This window comes from Brevundimonas sp. TWP2-3-4b1, assembly GCF_049897665.1.
Taxonomy (GTDB): domain Bacteria; phylum Pseudomonadota; class Alphaproteobacteria; order Caulobacterales; family Caulobacteraceae; genus Brevundimonas; species Brevundimonas subvibrioides_B.
This window is the reverse complement of record NZ_JAFCWQ010000004.1, coordinates 56,224-71,055: the sequence shown is the minus strand read 5'-3', so window position 1 is coordinate 71,055 and position 14,832 is coordinate 56,224. Positions and strand designations below refer to the sequence as shown.

The following is a 14,832-nucleotide window of genomic DNA, read 5'->3' as shown; positions in this document are numbered from 1 at the left end:
ACAAGGGATTGGGCTTGCGGGGCGACTTGACCAGAGCCCTGCCTTTTCCATCTGGACCCCGGCCTTCGCCGGGGTGCACGGTGGGGAAATACCGAGGGGGCTCCCATGAAGTTCAGCATTTCCACCGCCGTGCTGGCGCTCGCATTGTCGACCGCGCCGATGACCGCCTCGGCCCAGCAGGCGTCGCCTCCCGGCGCCGACGTGGCTGCCTTGCCCGGCGGTCTGTCGATGCGGGCCCTGACCATGATGGACCGGGTCTCGGACCCGCGCCTGTCTCCGGACGGGCGACGCGTGCTCTATTCCGTCCGTTCGACCGACTGGGACGGCAACCGGGGCGTTAGCGCCCTGTGGGTCGCGGACGTCAGCGGCGGGGAGCCGCGCAAGCTGGCCGTCTCGACCGGCGGCGCCTCGACCGGGCGGTGGGCCGTCGACGGTCAGGCGATCTATTTCCTGTCGGCGCGCGGGGGATCGAACCAGGTCTGGCGCGCGGACGTCGAGGGCAATGCGGCGGTGCAGGTCACGACCTATCCGGTCGATATCGTGGCCTTCAAGGTCTCGCCGGACGGGCGGAACCTGATCCTCTCCCTGCCGATCTTCGTCGACTGCGACACCCTCCAGTGCACGAAGGACCGGATCGAGGCGGACAATCGCTCGCCCTCGACCGTCACCGGCTATGACCGGATGCCGCTGCGCCAGTTCGATCACTGGAACGATGGACGACGCCAGCAACTGTTCGTCCAGGCGTTGGATGGATCGGGTCTGGCCGACGGCGCGCCGCGCAACCTGATGGCCGGGATCGACGCCGACACGCCGTCCCAGCCGCAGGGAACCGAAGATGATTTCACTCTTTCGCCCGACGGCCGCACCCTCGTCTATTCGACCCAGACGCAGGGGTCGGGAGAGGCCTTCACCAACAACTCCGACCTGTTCCGCGTCTCCCTGGATGGCGGGGCGGCCGTGAACCTGACGGAGACCAATGAAGGTTCAGACGGCGCGCCGGCCTTCTCGCCGGACGGACGCCGCCTGGCCTGGCTGGCGGGGCCCCGCGAGAATGTCGGCGGCGATCAGGCCGTGATCATCGTCGCCGACGCCGATGGATCGAACCCGCGCCCGCTGACGCCCGACTGGGATCGCGGTCCCGGCTCGCTGAGCTGGTCCTCCGACGGTCGCAGCCTGCTCGCCACCGCCTCCGACGATGGCCAGAACCGGCTGTTCCGCATCGACGCCCGCACCGGCGAGGTCACACCCTTGACCGGACGCGGCGCGATCTCCGGCGTGGAGAGCCGGGCGAACGTGCTCGTCTACGCCCGCGACGGCTTCGACGCCCCGACCCGGATCATGACCGGCGTGGGCGAGGCCGCCCGCGCCCTGACGACCCACAACGCCGAGGCCATGGCGGCGCTGGACCTGCCCGAGGCCGAGGCCTTCACCTTCGCCGGCTGGAACGGCGAGGACGTGCGCGGCTGGGTGTTCAAACCCGTCGGCTATGTCGAGGGCCGGACCTATCCGGCCGTCTATCTGATCCACGGCGGGCCCAAGTCGCCCTGGACCGAGAGCTGGTCCTATCGCTGGAACCCGCAGATCTACACCTCGGCCGGATACGCAGTGGTGATGGTCAATTTCCACGGTTCGCCCGGCTACGGACAGGCGTTCACCGACGCCATCAACGACCACTGGGGCGACCGGCCGCTGGAAGACCTGCAGAAGGGCTGGGCGGCGGCGCTGTCCGCGAACCGCTTCATCGACGGCGACCGGGCCTGCGCGCTCGGCGCCTCCTACGGCGGATACATGGTCAATCTGATCGCCGGGAAGTGGAGCGTGCCCTGGGCCTGTCTGGTCAACCATGCCGGAGTGTTCGACGTGCCCCAGCTGATGAACGCCATGGATATCGGCAACTTCATCTGGGAGTTCGGCGGGCCATCCTGGGAGCGGATGGATCTGTACCGCGCCTTCTCGCCCGGCGACTTCGCGGGCGACTGGACCAAACCCATGCTGGTCCTGCACGGATCGCGCGATTTCCGCGTGCCGATCGACCAAGGCCTGGCCACCTTCTCGGCCCTGCAGCGTCAGGGCATTCCCAGCCGCTTCGTCCAGATCCCGGACGAGAACCACTGGGTGCTCAAGCCGCGCAACTATGTCGACTGGCAGAGGGAAATTCTCGACTGGACGGCGCGCTGGACGGCGGAGACGCCCTGACCGACGACATCTTCCTGTGAACTTCGCCCGGTGCTACCCCAGCGCCAACGAAGTCCCAGGAGCCGTCCGATGCGTCACCGTTCCCTGCTTTCCGCCTGCGCCGCACTGGCGATGCTGACCGCCCTGCCCGCCCTCGCCGAGGCGCCCGCTGCGCCGACGGCTCAGGCCGCGGAACGCGCGTTCACCTATACCGACATGCTGAACGCCAACCGGCTGTCGGACCCGCGCGTGTCGCCGGACGGCCGGCACGTCGTCTACAATGTGCGCGCCACGGACATGGAGGCCAACCGCGGCGTCTCCAGCCTGATGATCCAGACCCTCAACGGCGAGGGCGAGCCGCGTCGTCTGGCCATCTCCGACGACGGCGCCAACACCGCCCGCTGGGGTTCGGACGGCGCCCTGTACTTCCTCTCGGGCCGTTCGGGGTCCAGCCAGGTCTGGAAGACGGACTCGACCGGCGCCACGGCGGCCCAGGTCACCGACCTGCCCCTGGACGTCAACGCCTATCGCCTCAGCCCCGACGCCTCGAAGGTCGTGGTGTCCCTGGCCGTCTATCCGACCTGCGACGACCTCGCCTGCTCGGTCGCGCGCGGCACGGAAGCCGCCGCCCGCAAGTCGACGGGTCAGGTCTATGACCGGATGTTCGTGCGCCATTGGGACACCTGGGCCGACGGCACCCAGAACCACCTGTTCGTGGTCAACGCCGACGGCTCGGGCGATCCGGTCTGGGTCACCCACGGCTTCGACGGCGACACCCCTTCCAAGCCCTTCGGCGACGAGAGCGAGTTCACCTTCACCCCCGAGGGCGACGCCGTCGTCTTCTCGGCCCGCGTCGCCGGCCAGTCGGAGCCGTGGAGCACCAATTTCGATCTGTTCAAGACCAACGGTCTGACGGGCGAGGGCTTCACCAACCTGACCGACGCCAACGACGCCTGGGATACCGGTCCGGTCTTCTCGCCCGACGGCCGCACCCTGGCCTATCGCGCCATGGCCCGCCCGGGCTTCGAGGCCGACCGCTGGCAGGTTACCCTGATGGACGTGGCCACGGGGGCCAAACGCCAGGTCGCCGCCAACTGGGACCGTTCGGCAGACAGCCTGCAATGGTCCGCTGACGGCCGAACCCTGTATGTCGTCGCCGGTGATGTCGGCCAGACCCGGCTGTTCTCCATCGATGTCGCCAACGGCACCGTCGTCCCGATCACTGGCCCCGGCCACGTCTCGGCGGTCGAGTTGACCCCGTCCGGCTTCGTCTTCGCCCAGGACAGCCTGACCTCGCCGTCGGAGCTCTACGTGAAGACCTTCCGCGGCCGCGAGATGCCGATCCAGATCACCGACGTGAACCCGGAACTCGACAACCGCATGTTCGGCGAGGCCGAGCAGTTCTCGTTCGAGGGCTGGAACGACGAGACGGTCCACGGTTACGTCATCAAGCCCGCCGGCTATGTCGAGGGTCGCAAATACCCGGTCGCCTTCCTGATCCATGGCGGGCCGCAAGGCTCATTCGGCAACTCCTGGTCATACCGCTGGAACCCGGAAAGCTACGCCGGCGCCGGCTATGCGGTGGTGATGATCGATTTCCACGGCTCCACCGGCTACGGCCAGGGCTTCACCGACGCGATCTCCGAGCATTGGGGCGACCGTCCGCTGGAAGACCTGCAGAAGGGCTGGGCGGCGGCGCAGGAACGCTACTCGTTCCTTGACGGCGACAACGCCTGCGCGCTCGGCGCCTCCTATGGCGGCTATATGATCAACTGGATTGCCGGCCGCTGGTCGGACGAGTTCAAATGCCTGGTCAACCACGACGGCGTCTTCGACGTGCGCGGCATGGGCTATTCCACCGAGGAACTGTGGTTCACCGAGTGGGAATACGGCGGCACGCCGTGGGAAAACCCCGAGGGCTATGAGCGCTTCAATCCGGTCAACCATGTCGACCAGTGGAAGACGCCGATGCTGGTGATCCAGGGCGACCGCGACTTCCGCATCCCGACGGCCCAGGGCCTGTCGACCTTCACGGCCCTGCAGCGTCGCGGCATCGAGAGCCGGCTGATCGTCTTCCCGGACGAGAACCACTGGGTGCTGAAGCCGCAGAACAGCCTGCAATGGCACAACGAGGTGTTCCGCTGGCTGGACCAGCACCTCCAGCCCCAGGACTAGGTTCGTGACCGTTCCCTCCCCGGAAACGCCCGACGGCATGCTGGTCGGGCGGGTCATCGCCATGCCCGCCGACACCAACCCTGAAGGCGACATCTTCGGCGGCTGGCTTCTGGCCCAGATGGACCTGGCCGGCTCGACGCCCGCCTTCGACCTGGCCCAGGGGCGCTGCGCCACCATCGCGGTCGACGCCATGGTGTTTCACCAGCCGGTCTCGGTCGGGGACGAGGTGTCGCTCTACGCCACGGTCCTGAAGACCGGCCGCACCTCGATCCGCGTCCGCGTCGAGGCATGGAAACGGCCGCGCTCGACCCACGAAGTCTCCCGCGTGACCGAGGGCGTCTTCACCTATGTCGCCATCGACGAGGACCGGAAGCCGAGGCCCCTCCCGGGTCAGAGCTGATTTTTCTGTCGTCATCCCCTGGTCTGCGCCGCGAGGCCGCGGCTGGCTGAGGGATGACGAAAGAGAGGCAAACTTGACCCTCCCGGCCCTCGCGCCTACCTGACGCCCATGGCCATTCGACGTATCCTGACCATCGACAACGCGCCCGACCTGGCGATCCTCAAACAGGTATCAAAGCCCGTGGAGGTCGTCGACGACGCCCTGCGCTCGCTGATGGATGACATGCTGGAGACCATGTACGATGCCCCGGGCATCGGCCTGGCCGCCGTGCAGATCGGCGAGCTGAAGCGTGTCGTGGTCATGGATCTGGGCGACGGCCCCCTGCCTGAAGGCGCCGAGGAGCCGGCCGAGGGCGAAGAAAGCCGCGTTCCCAATCCGCGCGCCTTCGTCAATCCGGAGATCCTCTGGGCCTCGGACGAGACCTATTGCTACGAAGAGGGTTGCCTCTCGATCCCCGAGTATTTCGACGAGGTCGAACGCCCCGCCCGCGTCCGGGTCACCCATCTGGATCGCGACGGAAACCGCATCGAGGAAGAGATCGAGGGCCTGTACGCCGTCTGCTACCAGCACGAACTCGACCACCTGAACGGCGTCCTGTTCATCGACCACCTGTCGCGTCTGCGCCGCGACCGCGCCATGTCCAAGGTCAAGAAGACCATGCGCCTGAGAGAGGACGCCTGATGTCCCGCCGCAAGTCCTACGTCATCGATCCCACCGGCCGCCGTCGCCTGACCCGATCCGAAAAGATCGGCATCGGCTCCGTCGCCACCCTGATCGGCGTCGCCGCGCTGGGCATCATCGCCGGCGTCCTGCTGGACCGTCTGCTGGTGTTCGACGACGCGCTCGACGCCGGCGGCGAATGGGACGAGGGCGGCGGCGTCTCCACCCGCTGGCAGTAAACGCCAACATTTGAGCGCGACCTTGATTCACGATCTCGGCGAAATCGCGATGCGATTCCGCCTTAACCGATCAAGGTCGAGCGTCTAAAGGCGGCCCCATGCGCCTCGCCTTCATGGGTACCCCCGACTTCGCCGTGCCGTCCTTGGCCGAGCTCATCGCCTCGGGCCATGAGATCGTGGCCGTCTATTCCCAGCCGCCCCGACCCAAGGGGCGCGGTCAGAAACTGACGCCGTCGCCGGTCCACGCCTTCGCCGAGGCCATGGGACTGCCGGTCTTCTCGCCGGAGTCGATGAAGGCCCCCGAAGCCATCGAGACCTTCATCAGCCTCGACCTCGATGCGGCCTGCGTCGTCGCCTACGGCCAGATCCTGAAGCCCTCCGTGCTCCAGGCTCCACGTCTCGGCTGTTTCAACCTGCATGGCTCCCTGCTGCCTCGTTGGCGCGGCGCCGCCCCGATCCAGCGCGCCATCATGGCCGGAGACCGCGAGACCGGCGTCCAGATCATGCGGATGTCGGAGGGGCTCGACGAGGGCGCGATCCTGCTCAGCGAGATCCTGCCGATCCGGCCGGACGACACGGCCGCCAGCCTGGCTGAACGCATGTCGATGGTCGGCGCCACCCTGTGGACCCGGGCCCTCGCCGCCATCGAACGCGGCGGCGTCACCGAGACCCCGCAAACCGGCGAACCGACCTACGCGAAGAAAATCACCCCCGCAGAGGCCCGAATTAACTGGACCCGCCCGGCGACCGAGGTCGACTCCCATATCCGCGGCCTGTCCCCCTTCCCCGGCGCGTGGTTCGAGGCCCCTGGCCCTGACGGCCCCGTGCGCGTGAAGGCCTTGCTGTCCTGCCTGTCCAGCGAGGGCGCCGGCGAACCCGGCGAACTGCTCGAGGGCGGCCTGCTGATCGCCTGCGGAGACGGGGCCGTCCGCCTGCTCCGCGTCCAGCGCGAGGGCAGGGCGCAGTCGTCGCCCGCCGACTTCCTCAACGGCTTCGCCCTGCCGGTCGGGACCATCCTGGGCTGATGCCCCGCTATCGGCTGGACATCGAATACGACGGCGGCCCCTACAACGGCTTCCAGGCCCAGGACGGCCTGCCCACGGTTCAGGGCGCGATCGAGACGGCCATCCACGCCTTCTGTGGCGAGACCCTGCGCATCGCCGCTGCGGGCCGCACCGACAGCGGGGTCCACGCCACAGGCCAGGTCGCCCATGTCGACCTCGACAAGGACTGGCCGGCCGCCACGGTGATGAACGCCCTGAACGCCCATCTGATCAGGGAGGGCGTCGCCGTCCTCGATTGCCGGGCCGTGGCCGACGACTGGCATGCCCGCTTCTCGGCCACGGGCCGCAAATACCTGTACCGTATCCTCAACCGCCCCGGCCGCCCGGCGCTGGAGCGGGGCCGGGTCTGGCATGTGCGCAAACCCCTTGACGACGAGGTCATGCAGGCTGGCGCGAACCACCTGATCGGCCACCACGACTTCACCACCTTCCGCGACCTGGCCTGCCAGTCGAAGTCGCCGGAGAAGACCCTCGATGTGGCGACGGTCCGACGCGTGGGCGAGGAGGTGCACCTGGTGTTCGAGGCCCGCTCCTTCCTGCACCGCCAGGTCCGGTCCATGGCCGGCACCCTGGTCGAGGCCGGTCTCGGCCGCCGGACGCCCGACGACGTGAAGGCGGCGCTCGAGGCGAGGGATCGTACCGCCTGCGGACCCGTGGCGCCGTCCGATGGGCTCTATCTGACCGGCGTCGACTACGGTTCTTGACAAGGTTTGCCATCGGGCAGACGCTGACGTCATGGCCACGATGAACATCTCCCTCCCCGATCAGATGAAGGCCTGGGTCGAGGCCCAGTCCGCCGATGGCCGCTATGCCAACTCCAGCGACTACGTCCGCGACCTGATCCGCAAGGAGCAGGTGAAGGCGGAGAAGATCGCCAGCATGCAGCGACTGGTCGATGAAGCCTATGCGTCCGGCGTCAGTGAAAAGAGCTTCGACGAGATCATCACGGAGGCGCGCGCGGAAGCCGGGAGCCGCACAGGTTCGCGGGCGGCCTGACCATTGCGGGTCCGCTACGCCGGGGCGGCTGAAGCCGATCTGAAATCGATCTATCTCAGCAGCTCGGAAATGTTCGGACGACGGCAGGCTGAAACCTATGTCGCCGGCCTTCGGCGAGCTGTCCAACAGATCGCCGACTATCCTCTGGCGTCGCGATTGAGGGAGACGATCCAGCCGCCGATCCGCGCCCGTCCTTTCCAATCCCATGTGATCATCTACACGGTCGATGAGGCGGGCGTTCTGATCCTGCGTTTTCGCCACGGGCACGAGAATTGGCAGGATAACGCCATCGACGGCGAGGAGGACACCCCATGACCCACCCCATCCATGTCGGTATCGGCGGCTGGACCTTCGAGCCCTGGCGCGGCGTCTTCTATCCGTCGGACCTGACGCAGAAGCGCGAGCTGGAATATGCCTCACGGGCCCTGACCTCGATCGAGATCAACGGCACCTACTATTCGACGTTCAAGCCTGACAGCTGGATGAAATGGCGCGACGAGACGCCGGAGGGCTTCGTCTTTTCCGTGAAGGCCAGCCGCTACTGCACCAACCGGAAAATCCTGTCCGAGGGCGGCGAGAGCTTCGCGAGGTTCCTCGACCAGGGCCTGACCCTGCTGGGCGACAAGCTGGGCCCGATCAACTGGCAGTTCATAACATGAACGACTAATAACACAACGGCGATATCGCGGCCCCCGTCAGCGTCCAGAAGAAGACCTCTTTAATGTCCGCTCTGGGTGGATAGCGGACATCCGCGCTGATACCGTTTGGCATGGTCGATCAGCGGAAGACCCATCGATTTGCAGCCGTTGGGGCGTTGGTGTCGGCTGTTGTTTTCACCGCATTGGTCGCTGTGCAGCCGAACCGGCATTCTATGCCCAGAGCCATGTGGGTGCAGGTTCAGAATAGCGAAACGTCGGATTGGTTTGTTTGGGCAGTTCTCGTTGGCCTCAGCCTTGCCTACGCGGTGGCAATCCGTCGGGGCTACAGGCTCAAAGATGCTCTTCTTATCGCCCTGCTATCCCTGTGCACCATCTACGTAGCAGGTCACATCGCTTTCCTCGCCCTCACAGACGAGACGCACAGGTATTGGAAATACCTGACTGACATTGGCGTCTTTCGGTGGCTCCTCGCCCCTTGGTATGCCGGATATGCGACGACGTGCTTTTTGGCGTCGATCGGAGTGTGGATTGCAACGTCAGGCAGCTTGCGGAAGCCATAGGTCCGCTATGGGTCGGGTTCGGCCATTAGCCTGACGCCCGATTGCAGACATTCGATGGACGCGCCGCAAGCGGACGTCGTGCAGGTCCGCTCTGGGTGGGAAGCGGACATTGGCTCCCGTAGGATGACGTCTCATGAAACAGGTTCCGATGAGACTGCTGGCGTTTGGGGGGCTGCTCGTGACCTTGCTGGTGACACTCACCGTCCTCTTCGTTGGACTGCTTTATCAGCCGCTGCCCCTTTGGGGTTTGGCGGCTGCCTGCTCGACCGCGTTCTATGTGGTCGCGTTTCGCTCCGCGCGCCCGCTGACATCTGCGCTTCCGCTGATCTTGGCGACCGGCGCGGGCTTGGCAGTTTCGGCAATACTCTGGGTTGGTGTCTTTCGCGCCAACTTCGCCGCTCCAACAAGCTCATGGGCTACTCTCGCGTGGGCTGGTGCCTATCAGTTTGTGGTGATGGCCCTCCTCCTCTTAGGCGGAAGACTCCTCAGGGCTGCGGTCCGCCACCGCGCCGTTCCGGCCTAAGCGGATGCTTTGCAAAGTCCGCTTAGCCACGCGAAGGTGCTGCCATGAGCAAGGGCATTGACGATTGGGCAATGGTGCAGCGGGCTGTTGCTGAGGTTGTAGCGGTTCGTCCGGATGAATATGCGGCATCGGTTGTTCGCAATCTCGACGACCTGCTTGCACACATGCAGAAATCCAAGCGACCCGCTCCGTCCATCTCGCCGGGTATTGGCCTACCTTTCTCGTCGAGTGGGAGACCGAGGAAGCGAAGAACCTCTAAATCGAAGTCTTCGACGACCGCTACGAGGTTTCCCGGTTCTTCGAGGGCAAGACCGACATCTGGTATGAGCCCCACGCACACGGAGCACCCTTTTCAGACCAGTTCATTTCTAAGCTGCCCAACCCGGGCTGAGGTCCGCTTTGGGTCGGGTTCAGCCTTTAGCCTGACGCCCGTTTGCGGACATTCGACGGACACGCCGAAAGCGGACATCGTGCAGGTCAGTTCGGGGTGGGAAGCGGACCTAGAGGAACCTGATCGTGGGCCTCTCGAAGCAGACCACCTCAACACATTCTTGGGCGGTCGCTATCAGGCAAGAGAACGTGGGTTCGGGCTGAGACGCACGCATATGTTTTCGATATTCGACGACGTATGGTGCGTTCTCGCTCATGAAGACGCCGGTTCCGCCGTCCTGAGTCGTGATCAGCGGTTGGCCTTCGAAGGCTTGCAGATAAGCCCAGAAGTCGCTCTCCGCGTAGGAGCGAAAGGCCCTAGGCGGATCGAACTGCACCTCGAAGTGGGGAACACCTTCAACGGCCAACGTGACGACGAGCGACCCAACGTCATACCGGACATCGTGGAGGAAGAAGTCTGGAACCTGTTGAGGTGTCTCGGCCATCCCGAACCATCACCGACCGGCGGCATGTCCGCAATGGGTCGGAAGCGGAAGTTGGCTCTTTCCCGAATAGCAGACATTCGACGGAGCCGCCGTTTTTTCGGTTGACGTTTCGCCGTTGAACTGATCGTCGCCAGCTAAGCGCGATGGAGTTCATGGGGACCAAGAAGTTCGATACCGAGGACTTCGAGGGCTTCCTGAAGCTGCTGCCGATGGAGAAGGACGGGGTCCGCCTGAGGCACGCGCTCGAGGTCCGCAACCCGACCTTCGCGACACAGCAGTTCTACGATCTCGCCGCGAAATACGGCGCCGCCATCGTCTATGCCGTCGACGACGAGGCACCGACCTGGCCCCAGATCGACGAGCCGACCGCCGACTTCACCTACGCGCGTCTGATGTCCAGCCGCGAGGACGGGCCGATCGGCATGACCTCGGGCGAGCTGGACGCGGTGGCGCAGCAGACGAGGGCCTGGGCCGAACGCGGCGAGGTGTTCGCCTATTTCATCTCGGGGGCGAAGGTGCGGAACCCGGCCGCGGCGCAGGCCCTGATCGCCCGGCTCACCTAGCCGCGGACTAATTGTAACCGCAGTTGATGCGAATTTGCTTGAACCAGCGCGATCCTATCCCTTTATATAAAACCGCTGCTGATGCAGTTGTAGATTTTCAGGGATTTTCCAATGGCTTTCGACTCTCTCCCCGCCCGAGACGTCCCGCTCACCGACGCGGCCCTGGCCCAGGTCTTCACCGAGGCCCGCACGCGCAACGGCTGGACCGACCGTCCCGTGCCGACCGAGCTGTTGCACCGCCTGTATGACCTGACCAAATTCGGCCCGACGGCGGTGAACAACACCCCGGCCCGCCTTGTCTTCGTCACGTCGCCCGAGGCCAGGGCGCGCCTCGTGCCGCTGATGAGCGAGGGCAACCAGGCCAAGACGGCCCAGGCGCCGGTCACGGTCATCCTCGGCTACGACATGAATTTCCACGATCACCTGCCGCACCTGTTTCCGCATGCGCCGGGCGCCCGCGACTGGTTCGGCGAAGAGACCGGACGTCGTGAAAGCGCCTTCCGCAACTCCTCGCTGCAGGGCGGCTATTTCCTGCTCGCCGCCCGCGCCCTGGGTCTCGATGTCGGTCCCATGTCCGGCTTCGACCCGGCGAGCGTGAAGGCCGAGTTCTTCCCCGACGGCGACATCGAGCCGAATTTCATTATCAACCTCGGCTACGGCAACGACGACAATCTCTTCCCGCGCAGCCCCCGGCTGACCTTCGACGAGGCTGCGAAGATCGTCTGACGGATCAGGCGCGCAACCACGGCTTTCCGCGCAACCCTCCACAGGCTAGTGATTTCCCTGACAAAGGTTCGGCGCCAGACCGGACCGTCAGGGAAACAGGAACGCACATGGCTCGAGTGGCTCTCGTCACGGGTGGAACCCGCGGTATCGGCAAGGCGATTGTTCAGCGCCTGAAGGAAGACGGCATGTCCGTCGCCGCCGGCTATTCCGGTAATGCGGAGGCGGCCGAGGCCACGGCGCGCGAGCTGGGCGTCATGGTCGTGAAGGGCAATGTCGGCTCCTACGAGGACTGCGCCCGCGCCGTCGCCGACGTCGAGGCGAACCTGGGTCCCATTGATGTCCTGATCAACAATGCCGGCATCACCCGCGACGGCTTCTTCCACAAGATGAGCGCCGACCAGTGGTCCGAGGTCATCCGCGTCAACATGGACAGCGTGTTCAACATGACGCGCCAGGTGATAAACGGCATGCGCGACCGCGGCTTCGGCCGCATCGTCAACATCTCCTCGATCAACGGCCAGAAGGGCCAGATCGGCCAGACCAACTATTCCGCCGCCAAGGCCGGGATGATCGGCTTCACCAAGGCCCTGGCCCTGGAAAACGCGCGCAAGGGCGTCACCGTCAACTGTATCGCGCCCGGCTATATCGACACGGAAATGGTCGGAGCCATGGACGAGAAGGTCCTGGCCGGCATCATCGCCCAGATCCCCGTGGGCCGTCTGGGCAAGGGCGAGGAGATCGCCGACATGGTATCCTGGCTGTCGGGCGAGCGTGCCGGATATGTCACAGGCTGCACGCTGTCGCTGAACGGTGGTCAATACTTGGTCGGCTGACCTTTTCGTCGCCCAAAATCCGCCGCGGCTCCCGCGCAACGCTTTCGGCCATGAGTTCAAGGGTCAAGCACGAGACGGCGCGATCGCCGGTCCCGGCGACGATGGCGTTCGCCGTCGTCGTTCTGGCGATCATGGTCGCTTCGGCCGCCGAGGCCCAGGTGCGCGGCAACGCCCAGGCCGAGCAGAATCAGACCTTCCAGAATGACAGCCAGCGCGGCCTCCCGGCCAACGGCCTCTATGCTTCCGACGTCGGTGAGCGGTTCATCTTCGACGGCCGGGGCACGCGTCCGCTGTTCCGGTTCGAGCGACGGGAAGAGACCTGGGTGTTGCGCTCGACGCCCGCGCCGCGCGGCGACGTCATCTATCGCAACGACGGCGGGGCCCAGATCCTGCGTGTCACGCCGGACGGCGGCCTGACCCTTTACACGACCCGCACGCCGAACGGCTCTCCGGCCTCGCGCATCGGGGTGGCCCCGCCGCTTGAACTGCCGACGCTGGGCCCGATCCGGCTGTTCACCCTGATGAACCAGCGCGGAAGTCTGGTCAGCCAGGCCCTGGGCCGGCTGATCGTCGTCAACCTGACGGGCGAACAGTCGGAGGCCCTGATGGTCGACGCCCTGATCGTGACCACCGAGGCGGTCATCCGCATGGCCCGCACCCCGACCTTCCGCGACCGGGTCAACGGCCTGCGCAGCATCACTCTGGTGGAGGGCTCCCGCAGCTCCGTGACCTTCTCGCGCGGCGATCTGCGGGTCGTCGTCGATCCACGACAGGGACAGGCCGGACGGCCGTCGTCCTCCAGCATCATCCAGGCCGTCGCAACGCGGGACTAGCCGGCGAACGAATCCTTCGCTGCGCGACGCCGGGCGAACTCTTCCGCGTTGCCGGCGGTCAGGAACGGATTGAAGGCCCGCTCGATCTTCATGCTCGTCGGCACCGTCGGCTCGCCCCGTTCGCGCGCCGCGAAGATCGCCTCCGCATGCGCCTTCACCTCCAGCCGATCATCAATGCTGAGGGTGAAACGGGCGTTGGCCGCCGTATATTCGTGCGCCCCGTACAGCACCGTCTCGTCGGGCCAGGCCAACAGGCGGCTGAGGCTGTCCCACATCTGCTCCGGCGTGCCTTCGAACAGCCGCCCGCAGCCCAGCGGGAACAGGGTGTCGCCGGTGAAGGCGATGGCGTCCGCCGCTGAACGGAAAACCACATGGCCCAGCGTATGACCCGGCGTCGCGGTTACATGCAGGGGCGTGGCGCCGATCATGACCATGTCGCCCTCCTCGACCACCCGGTCCAGCGGCGCGACCTTTCGCACCTCCTCCGGCCCCCAGATGTCGCAACCGGTCTCGGCCTGGAGCCGCGCATTGCCCTCGGTGTGGTCAGGGTGCCAGTGGGTATTGATGATCCGGTCCAGCCTGCCCCAGCCGAGGCCGGCGATCCCGTCCAGGATCACCTGTGCGTCCGGCGTGTCGATGGCCGCGACCGTCCCCGTCGCCTCGTCCCGCGCCAGGAAGGCGTAGTTGTCGGTCCGCGCCGGAAACAGGTGAACGGTCAGGGGCATGGGTCGTCCTTGGTTCGGTAAGCCTCATCGCCATATAGTCAGGACCATGCGCCGCGCCATCGAAGACCTGCGATCCTTCTACGGCGAGCCGACCGGTGCGCTGGTGCGTCGGCTGCTGGCGGAGCGGCTGGAGGATGCCTGGGGCGAGGCGCCGGGCTGCGACGTGCTCGGCATCGGCTACGCCACGCCCTGGCTGGACGCCTTCGTCGGCGCCCGCCGTGTCATCGCCGCCATGCCTTCGGGCCAGGGCGTCGAGGTCTGGCCCGCCGCCGGGCGCAACCGCACCCTTCTGGTCGACGACAGGCGGCTGCCCTTCCCGGCCGGATCGTTCGACCGCGTGCTTCTGGTCCATGCGCTGGAGGAGGCGGACGATCCCGCCCAGCTGCTGACCGAAGCCGTGCGCGCCCTGGCCCCGGCCGGACGCATTATTCTGGCCGCCGCCGCGCGGGGCGGCATGTGGGCCCGGGCCGAAAGCACCCCCTTCGGTCACGGCCGCCCCTTTACCCGGGGCCAGCTGGAACGACTGGTCCGCGCCGCCGGCCTGGAGCCGACCGCCTGGTCCCAGACCCTCTATGTTCCGCCATGGACCCCGCTGCTGGGCCTCGCCGACGGATTCGAACAGATCGGTCGCCGTATCGCGCCGGGCGCCGCCGGGGTGATTCTGCTTGAGGCGACCCGTCAGGCCTACGCCCGCATCCGTCCCTCGGGCGCGACCCTGCGCGTGCGCGCCGAGGCGCCCGGGCTACAGCCCCAGCCCGTCACGCGCGGCCCGATCACGCGCAATCCTCTGTCTCGAAGACTGGATACAGACGCCGAACCTCTTTAA

General features: G+C 66.2%; 16 protein-coding genes and 2 pseudogenes. 16 read left to right on the top strand and 2 right to left on the bottom strand.

Annotation, left to right across the window (positions count from 1 at the left end):
- Positions 1-105: 105 nt before the first annotated feature.
- From ACP7A5_RS04870 to ACP7A5_RS04820, 11 genes and pseudogenes are all read left to right on the top strand, one after another.
- The gene (locus tag ACP7A5_RS04870; protein ID WP_426040850.1) at positions 106-2,196 is read left to right on the top strand and encodes a prolyl oligopeptidase family serine peptidase; all 2,091 of its coding nucleotides are present in this window, start codon (positions 106-108) and stop codon (positions 2,194-2,196) included.
- Between the two features lie 69 nt (positions 2,197-2,265).
- Complete coding sequence (locus ACP7A5_RS04865) at positions 2,266-4,350, top strand: prolyl oligopeptidase family serine peptidase (protein ID WP_426040849.1); 2,085 nt, start codon at positions 2,266-2,268, stop codon at positions 4,348-4,350.
- 37 nt (positions 4,351-4,387) lie between these two features.
- Positions 4,388-4,750 carry an acyl-CoA thioesterase gene (locus ACP7A5_RS04860; RefSeq protein ID WP_426040948.1) on the top strand — a complete coding sequence of 121 codons (363 nt, stop codon included), beginning with the start codon at positions 4,388-4,390 and terminating at the stop codon, positions 4,748-4,750.
- Between the two features lie 108 nt (positions 4,751-4,858).
- Positions 4,859-5,431, top strand: coding sequence for a peptide deformylase (def, locus tag ACP7A5_RS04855; RefSeq protein WP_426040848.1), 573 nt, complete (start codon positions 4,859-4,861; stop codon positions 5,429-5,431).
- Positions 5,431-5,649 (top strand): hypothetical protein, encoded by a 219-nt coding sequence (locus ACP7A5_RS04850; protein WP_425991762.1) that lies wholly within the window; start codon positions 5,431-5,433, stop codon positions 5,647-5,649. The genes def and ACP7A5_RS04850 overlap by 1 nt, the downstream gene beginning before the upstream one ends.
- A 98-nt stretch (positions 5,650-5,747) precedes the next feature.
- Positions 5,748-6,674 (top strand): methionyl-tRNA formyltransferase, encoded by a 927-nt coding sequence (fmt, locus tag ACP7A5_RS04845; protein WP_426040847.1) that lies wholly within the window; start codon positions 5,748-5,750, stop codon positions 6,672-6,674.
- Positions 6,674-7,417, top strand: coding sequence for a tRNA pseudouridine(38-40) synthase TruA (truA, locus tag ACP7A5_RS04840; protein ID WP_426040846.1), 744 nt, complete (start codon positions 6,674-6,676; stop codon positions 7,415-7,417). The genes fmt and truA overlap by 1 nt, the downstream gene beginning before the upstream one ends.
- Positions 7,418-7,448: 31 nt before the next feature.
- Positions 7,449-7,709: a type II toxin-antitoxin system ParD family antitoxin gene (locus ACP7A5_RS04835; protein WP_426040845.1), complete on the top strand. Its 261-nt coding sequence runs from the start codon at positions 7,449-7,451 to the stop codon at positions 7,707-7,709.
- Between the two features lie 3 nt (positions 7,710-7,712).
- Complete coding sequence (locus ACP7A5_RS04830; RefSeq protein WP_426040844.1) at positions 7,713-8,024, top strand: type II toxin-antitoxin system RelE/ParE family toxin; 312 nt, start codon at positions 7,713-7,715, stop codon at positions 8,022-8,024.
- Positions 8,021-8,362 (top strand): annotated as a pseudogene (locus ACP7A5_RS04825) (DUF72 domain-containing protein); the annotation flags it as partial. The gene ACP7A5_RS04830 and the pseudogene ACP7A5_RS04825, both read left to right, overlap by 4 nt.
- Positions 8,363-9,061: 699 nt before the next feature.
- Positions 9,062-9,451, top strand: coding sequence for a hypothetical protein (locus tag ACP7A5_RS04820; RefSeq protein ID WP_426040843.1), 390 nt, complete (start codon positions 9,062-9,064; stop codon positions 9,449-9,451).
- 500 nt (positions 9,452-9,951) lie between these two features.
- Here ACP7A5_RS04820 and ACP7A5_RS04815 read toward each other — a convergent pair whose 3' ends face one another.
- Positions 9,952-10,326, bottom strand: coding sequence for a hypothetical protein (locus tag ACP7A5_RS04815; RefSeq protein WP_426040842.1), 375 nt, complete (start codon positions 10,324-10,326; stop codon positions 9,952-9,954).
- Positions 10,327-10,472: 146 nt separating this feature from the next.
- Between ACP7A5_RS04815 and ACP7A5_RS04810 the strand changes: the two are divergent.
- The 4 genes and pseudogenes from ACP7A5_RS04810 to ACP7A5_RS04795 all read left to right on the top strand — a co-directional run.
- Positions 10,473-10,889 (top strand): annotated as a pseudogene (locus tag ACP7A5_RS04810) (DUF72 domain-containing protein); the annotation flags it as partial.
- Positions 10,890-11,000: 111 nt separating this feature from the next.
- Positions 11,001-11,615, top strand: coding sequence for a malonic semialdehyde reductase (locus ACP7A5_RS04805; RefSeq protein WP_426040841.1), 615 nt, complete (start codon positions 11,001-11,003; stop codon positions 11,613-11,615).
- A 107-nt stretch (positions 11,616-11,722) separates the two neighbouring features.
- Positions 11,723-12,448, top strand: coding sequence for an acetoacetyl-CoA reductase (gene phbB, locus ACP7A5_RS04800; RefSeq protein ID WP_426040840.1), 726 nt, complete (start codon positions 11,723-11,725; stop codon positions 12,446-12,448).
- 50 nt (positions 12,449-12,498) lie between these two features.
- On the top strand, positions 12,499-13,281 hold the full coding sequence (locus ACP7A5_RS04795) for a DUF4908 domain-containing protein (RefSeq protein WP_426040839.1): 783 nt from the start codon (positions 12,499-12,501) through the stop codon (positions 13,279-13,281).
- On the opposite strand, the gene gloB is transcribed toward ACP7A5_RS04795, so the two are convergent.
- Entirely contained in the window at positions 13,278-14,006 is a 729-nt protein-coding gene (gene gloB, locus ACP7A5_RS04790; RefSeq protein ID WP_426040838.1) for a hydroxyacylglutathione hydrolase, read from the bottom strand. The genes ACP7A5_RS04795 and gloB overlap by 4 nt on opposite strands.
- 46 nt (positions 14,007-14,052) lie before the next feature.
- Between gloB and ACP7A5_RS04785 the strand changes: the two genes are divergently transcribed.
- Positions 14,053-14,832, top strand: coding sequence for a class I SAM-dependent methyltransferase (locus ACP7A5_RS04785; protein ID WP_426040837.1), 780 nt, complete (start codon positions 14,053-14,055; stop codon positions 14,830-14,832).

Bases quoted from the DNA above. Each gene is read 5' to 3' on its own strand.
- ACP7A5_RS04815 (WP_426040842.1), bottom strand. From the start codon at position 10,326: ATGGCCGAGACACCTCAACAGGTTCCAGACTTCTTCCTCCACGATGTC.
- ACP7A5_RS04795 (WP_426040839.1), top strand. From the start codon at position 12,499: ATGAGTTCAAGGGTCAAGCACGAGACGGCGCGATCGCCGGTCCCGGCG.
- gloB (WP_426040838.1), bottom strand. From the start codon at position 14,006: ATGCCCCTGACCGTTCACCTGTTTCCGGCGCGGACCGACAACTACGCC.
- phbB (WP_426040840.1), top strand. From the start codon at position 11,723: ATGGCTCGAGTGGCTCTCGTCACGGGTGGAACCCGCGGTATCGGCAAG.
- ACP7A5_RS04865 (WP_426040849.1), top strand. From the start codon at position 2,266: ATGCGTCACCGTTCCCTGCTTTCCGCCTGCGCCGCACTGGCGATGCTG.
- truA (WP_426040846.1), top strand. From the start codon at position 6,674: ATGCCCCGCTATCGGCTGGACATCGAATACGACGGCGGCCCCTACAAC.
- ACP7A5_RS04820 (WP_426040843.1), top strand. From the start codon at position 9,062: ATGAAACAGGTTCCGATGAGACTGCTGGCGTTTGGGGGGCTGCTCGTG.
- ACP7A5_RS04835 (WP_426040845.1), top strand. From the start codon at position 7,449: ATGGCCACGATGAACATCTCCCTCCCCGATCAGATGAAGGCCTGGGTC.
- ACP7A5_RS04785 (WP_426040837.1), top strand. From the start codon at position 14,053: ATGCGCCGCGCCATCGAAGACCTGCGATCCTTCTACGGCGAGCCGACC.
- ACP7A5_RS04860 (WP_426040948.1), top strand. From the start codon at position 4,388: ATGCTGGTCGGGCGGGTCATCGCCATGCCCGCCGACACCAACCCTGAA.
- ACP7A5_RS04870 (WP_426040850.1), top strand. From the start codon at position 106: ATGAAGTTCAGCATTTCCACCGCCGTGCTGGCGCTCGCATTGTCGACC.
- ACP7A5_RS04850 (WP_425991762.1), top strand. From the start codon at position 5,431: ATGTCCCGCCGCAAGTCCTACGTCATCGATCCCACCGGCCGCCGTCGC.
- fmt (WP_426040847.1), top strand. From the start codon at position 5,748: ATGCGCCTCGCCTTCATGGGTACCCCCGACTTCGCCGTGCCGTCCTTG.
- def (WP_426040848.1), top strand. From the start codon at position 4,859: ATGGCCATTCGACGTATCCTGACCATCGACAACGCGCCCGACCTGGCG.
- ACP7A5_RS04805 (WP_426040841.1), top strand. From the start codon at position 11,001: ATGGCTTTCGACTCTCTCCCCGCCCGAGACGTCCCGCTCACCGACGCG.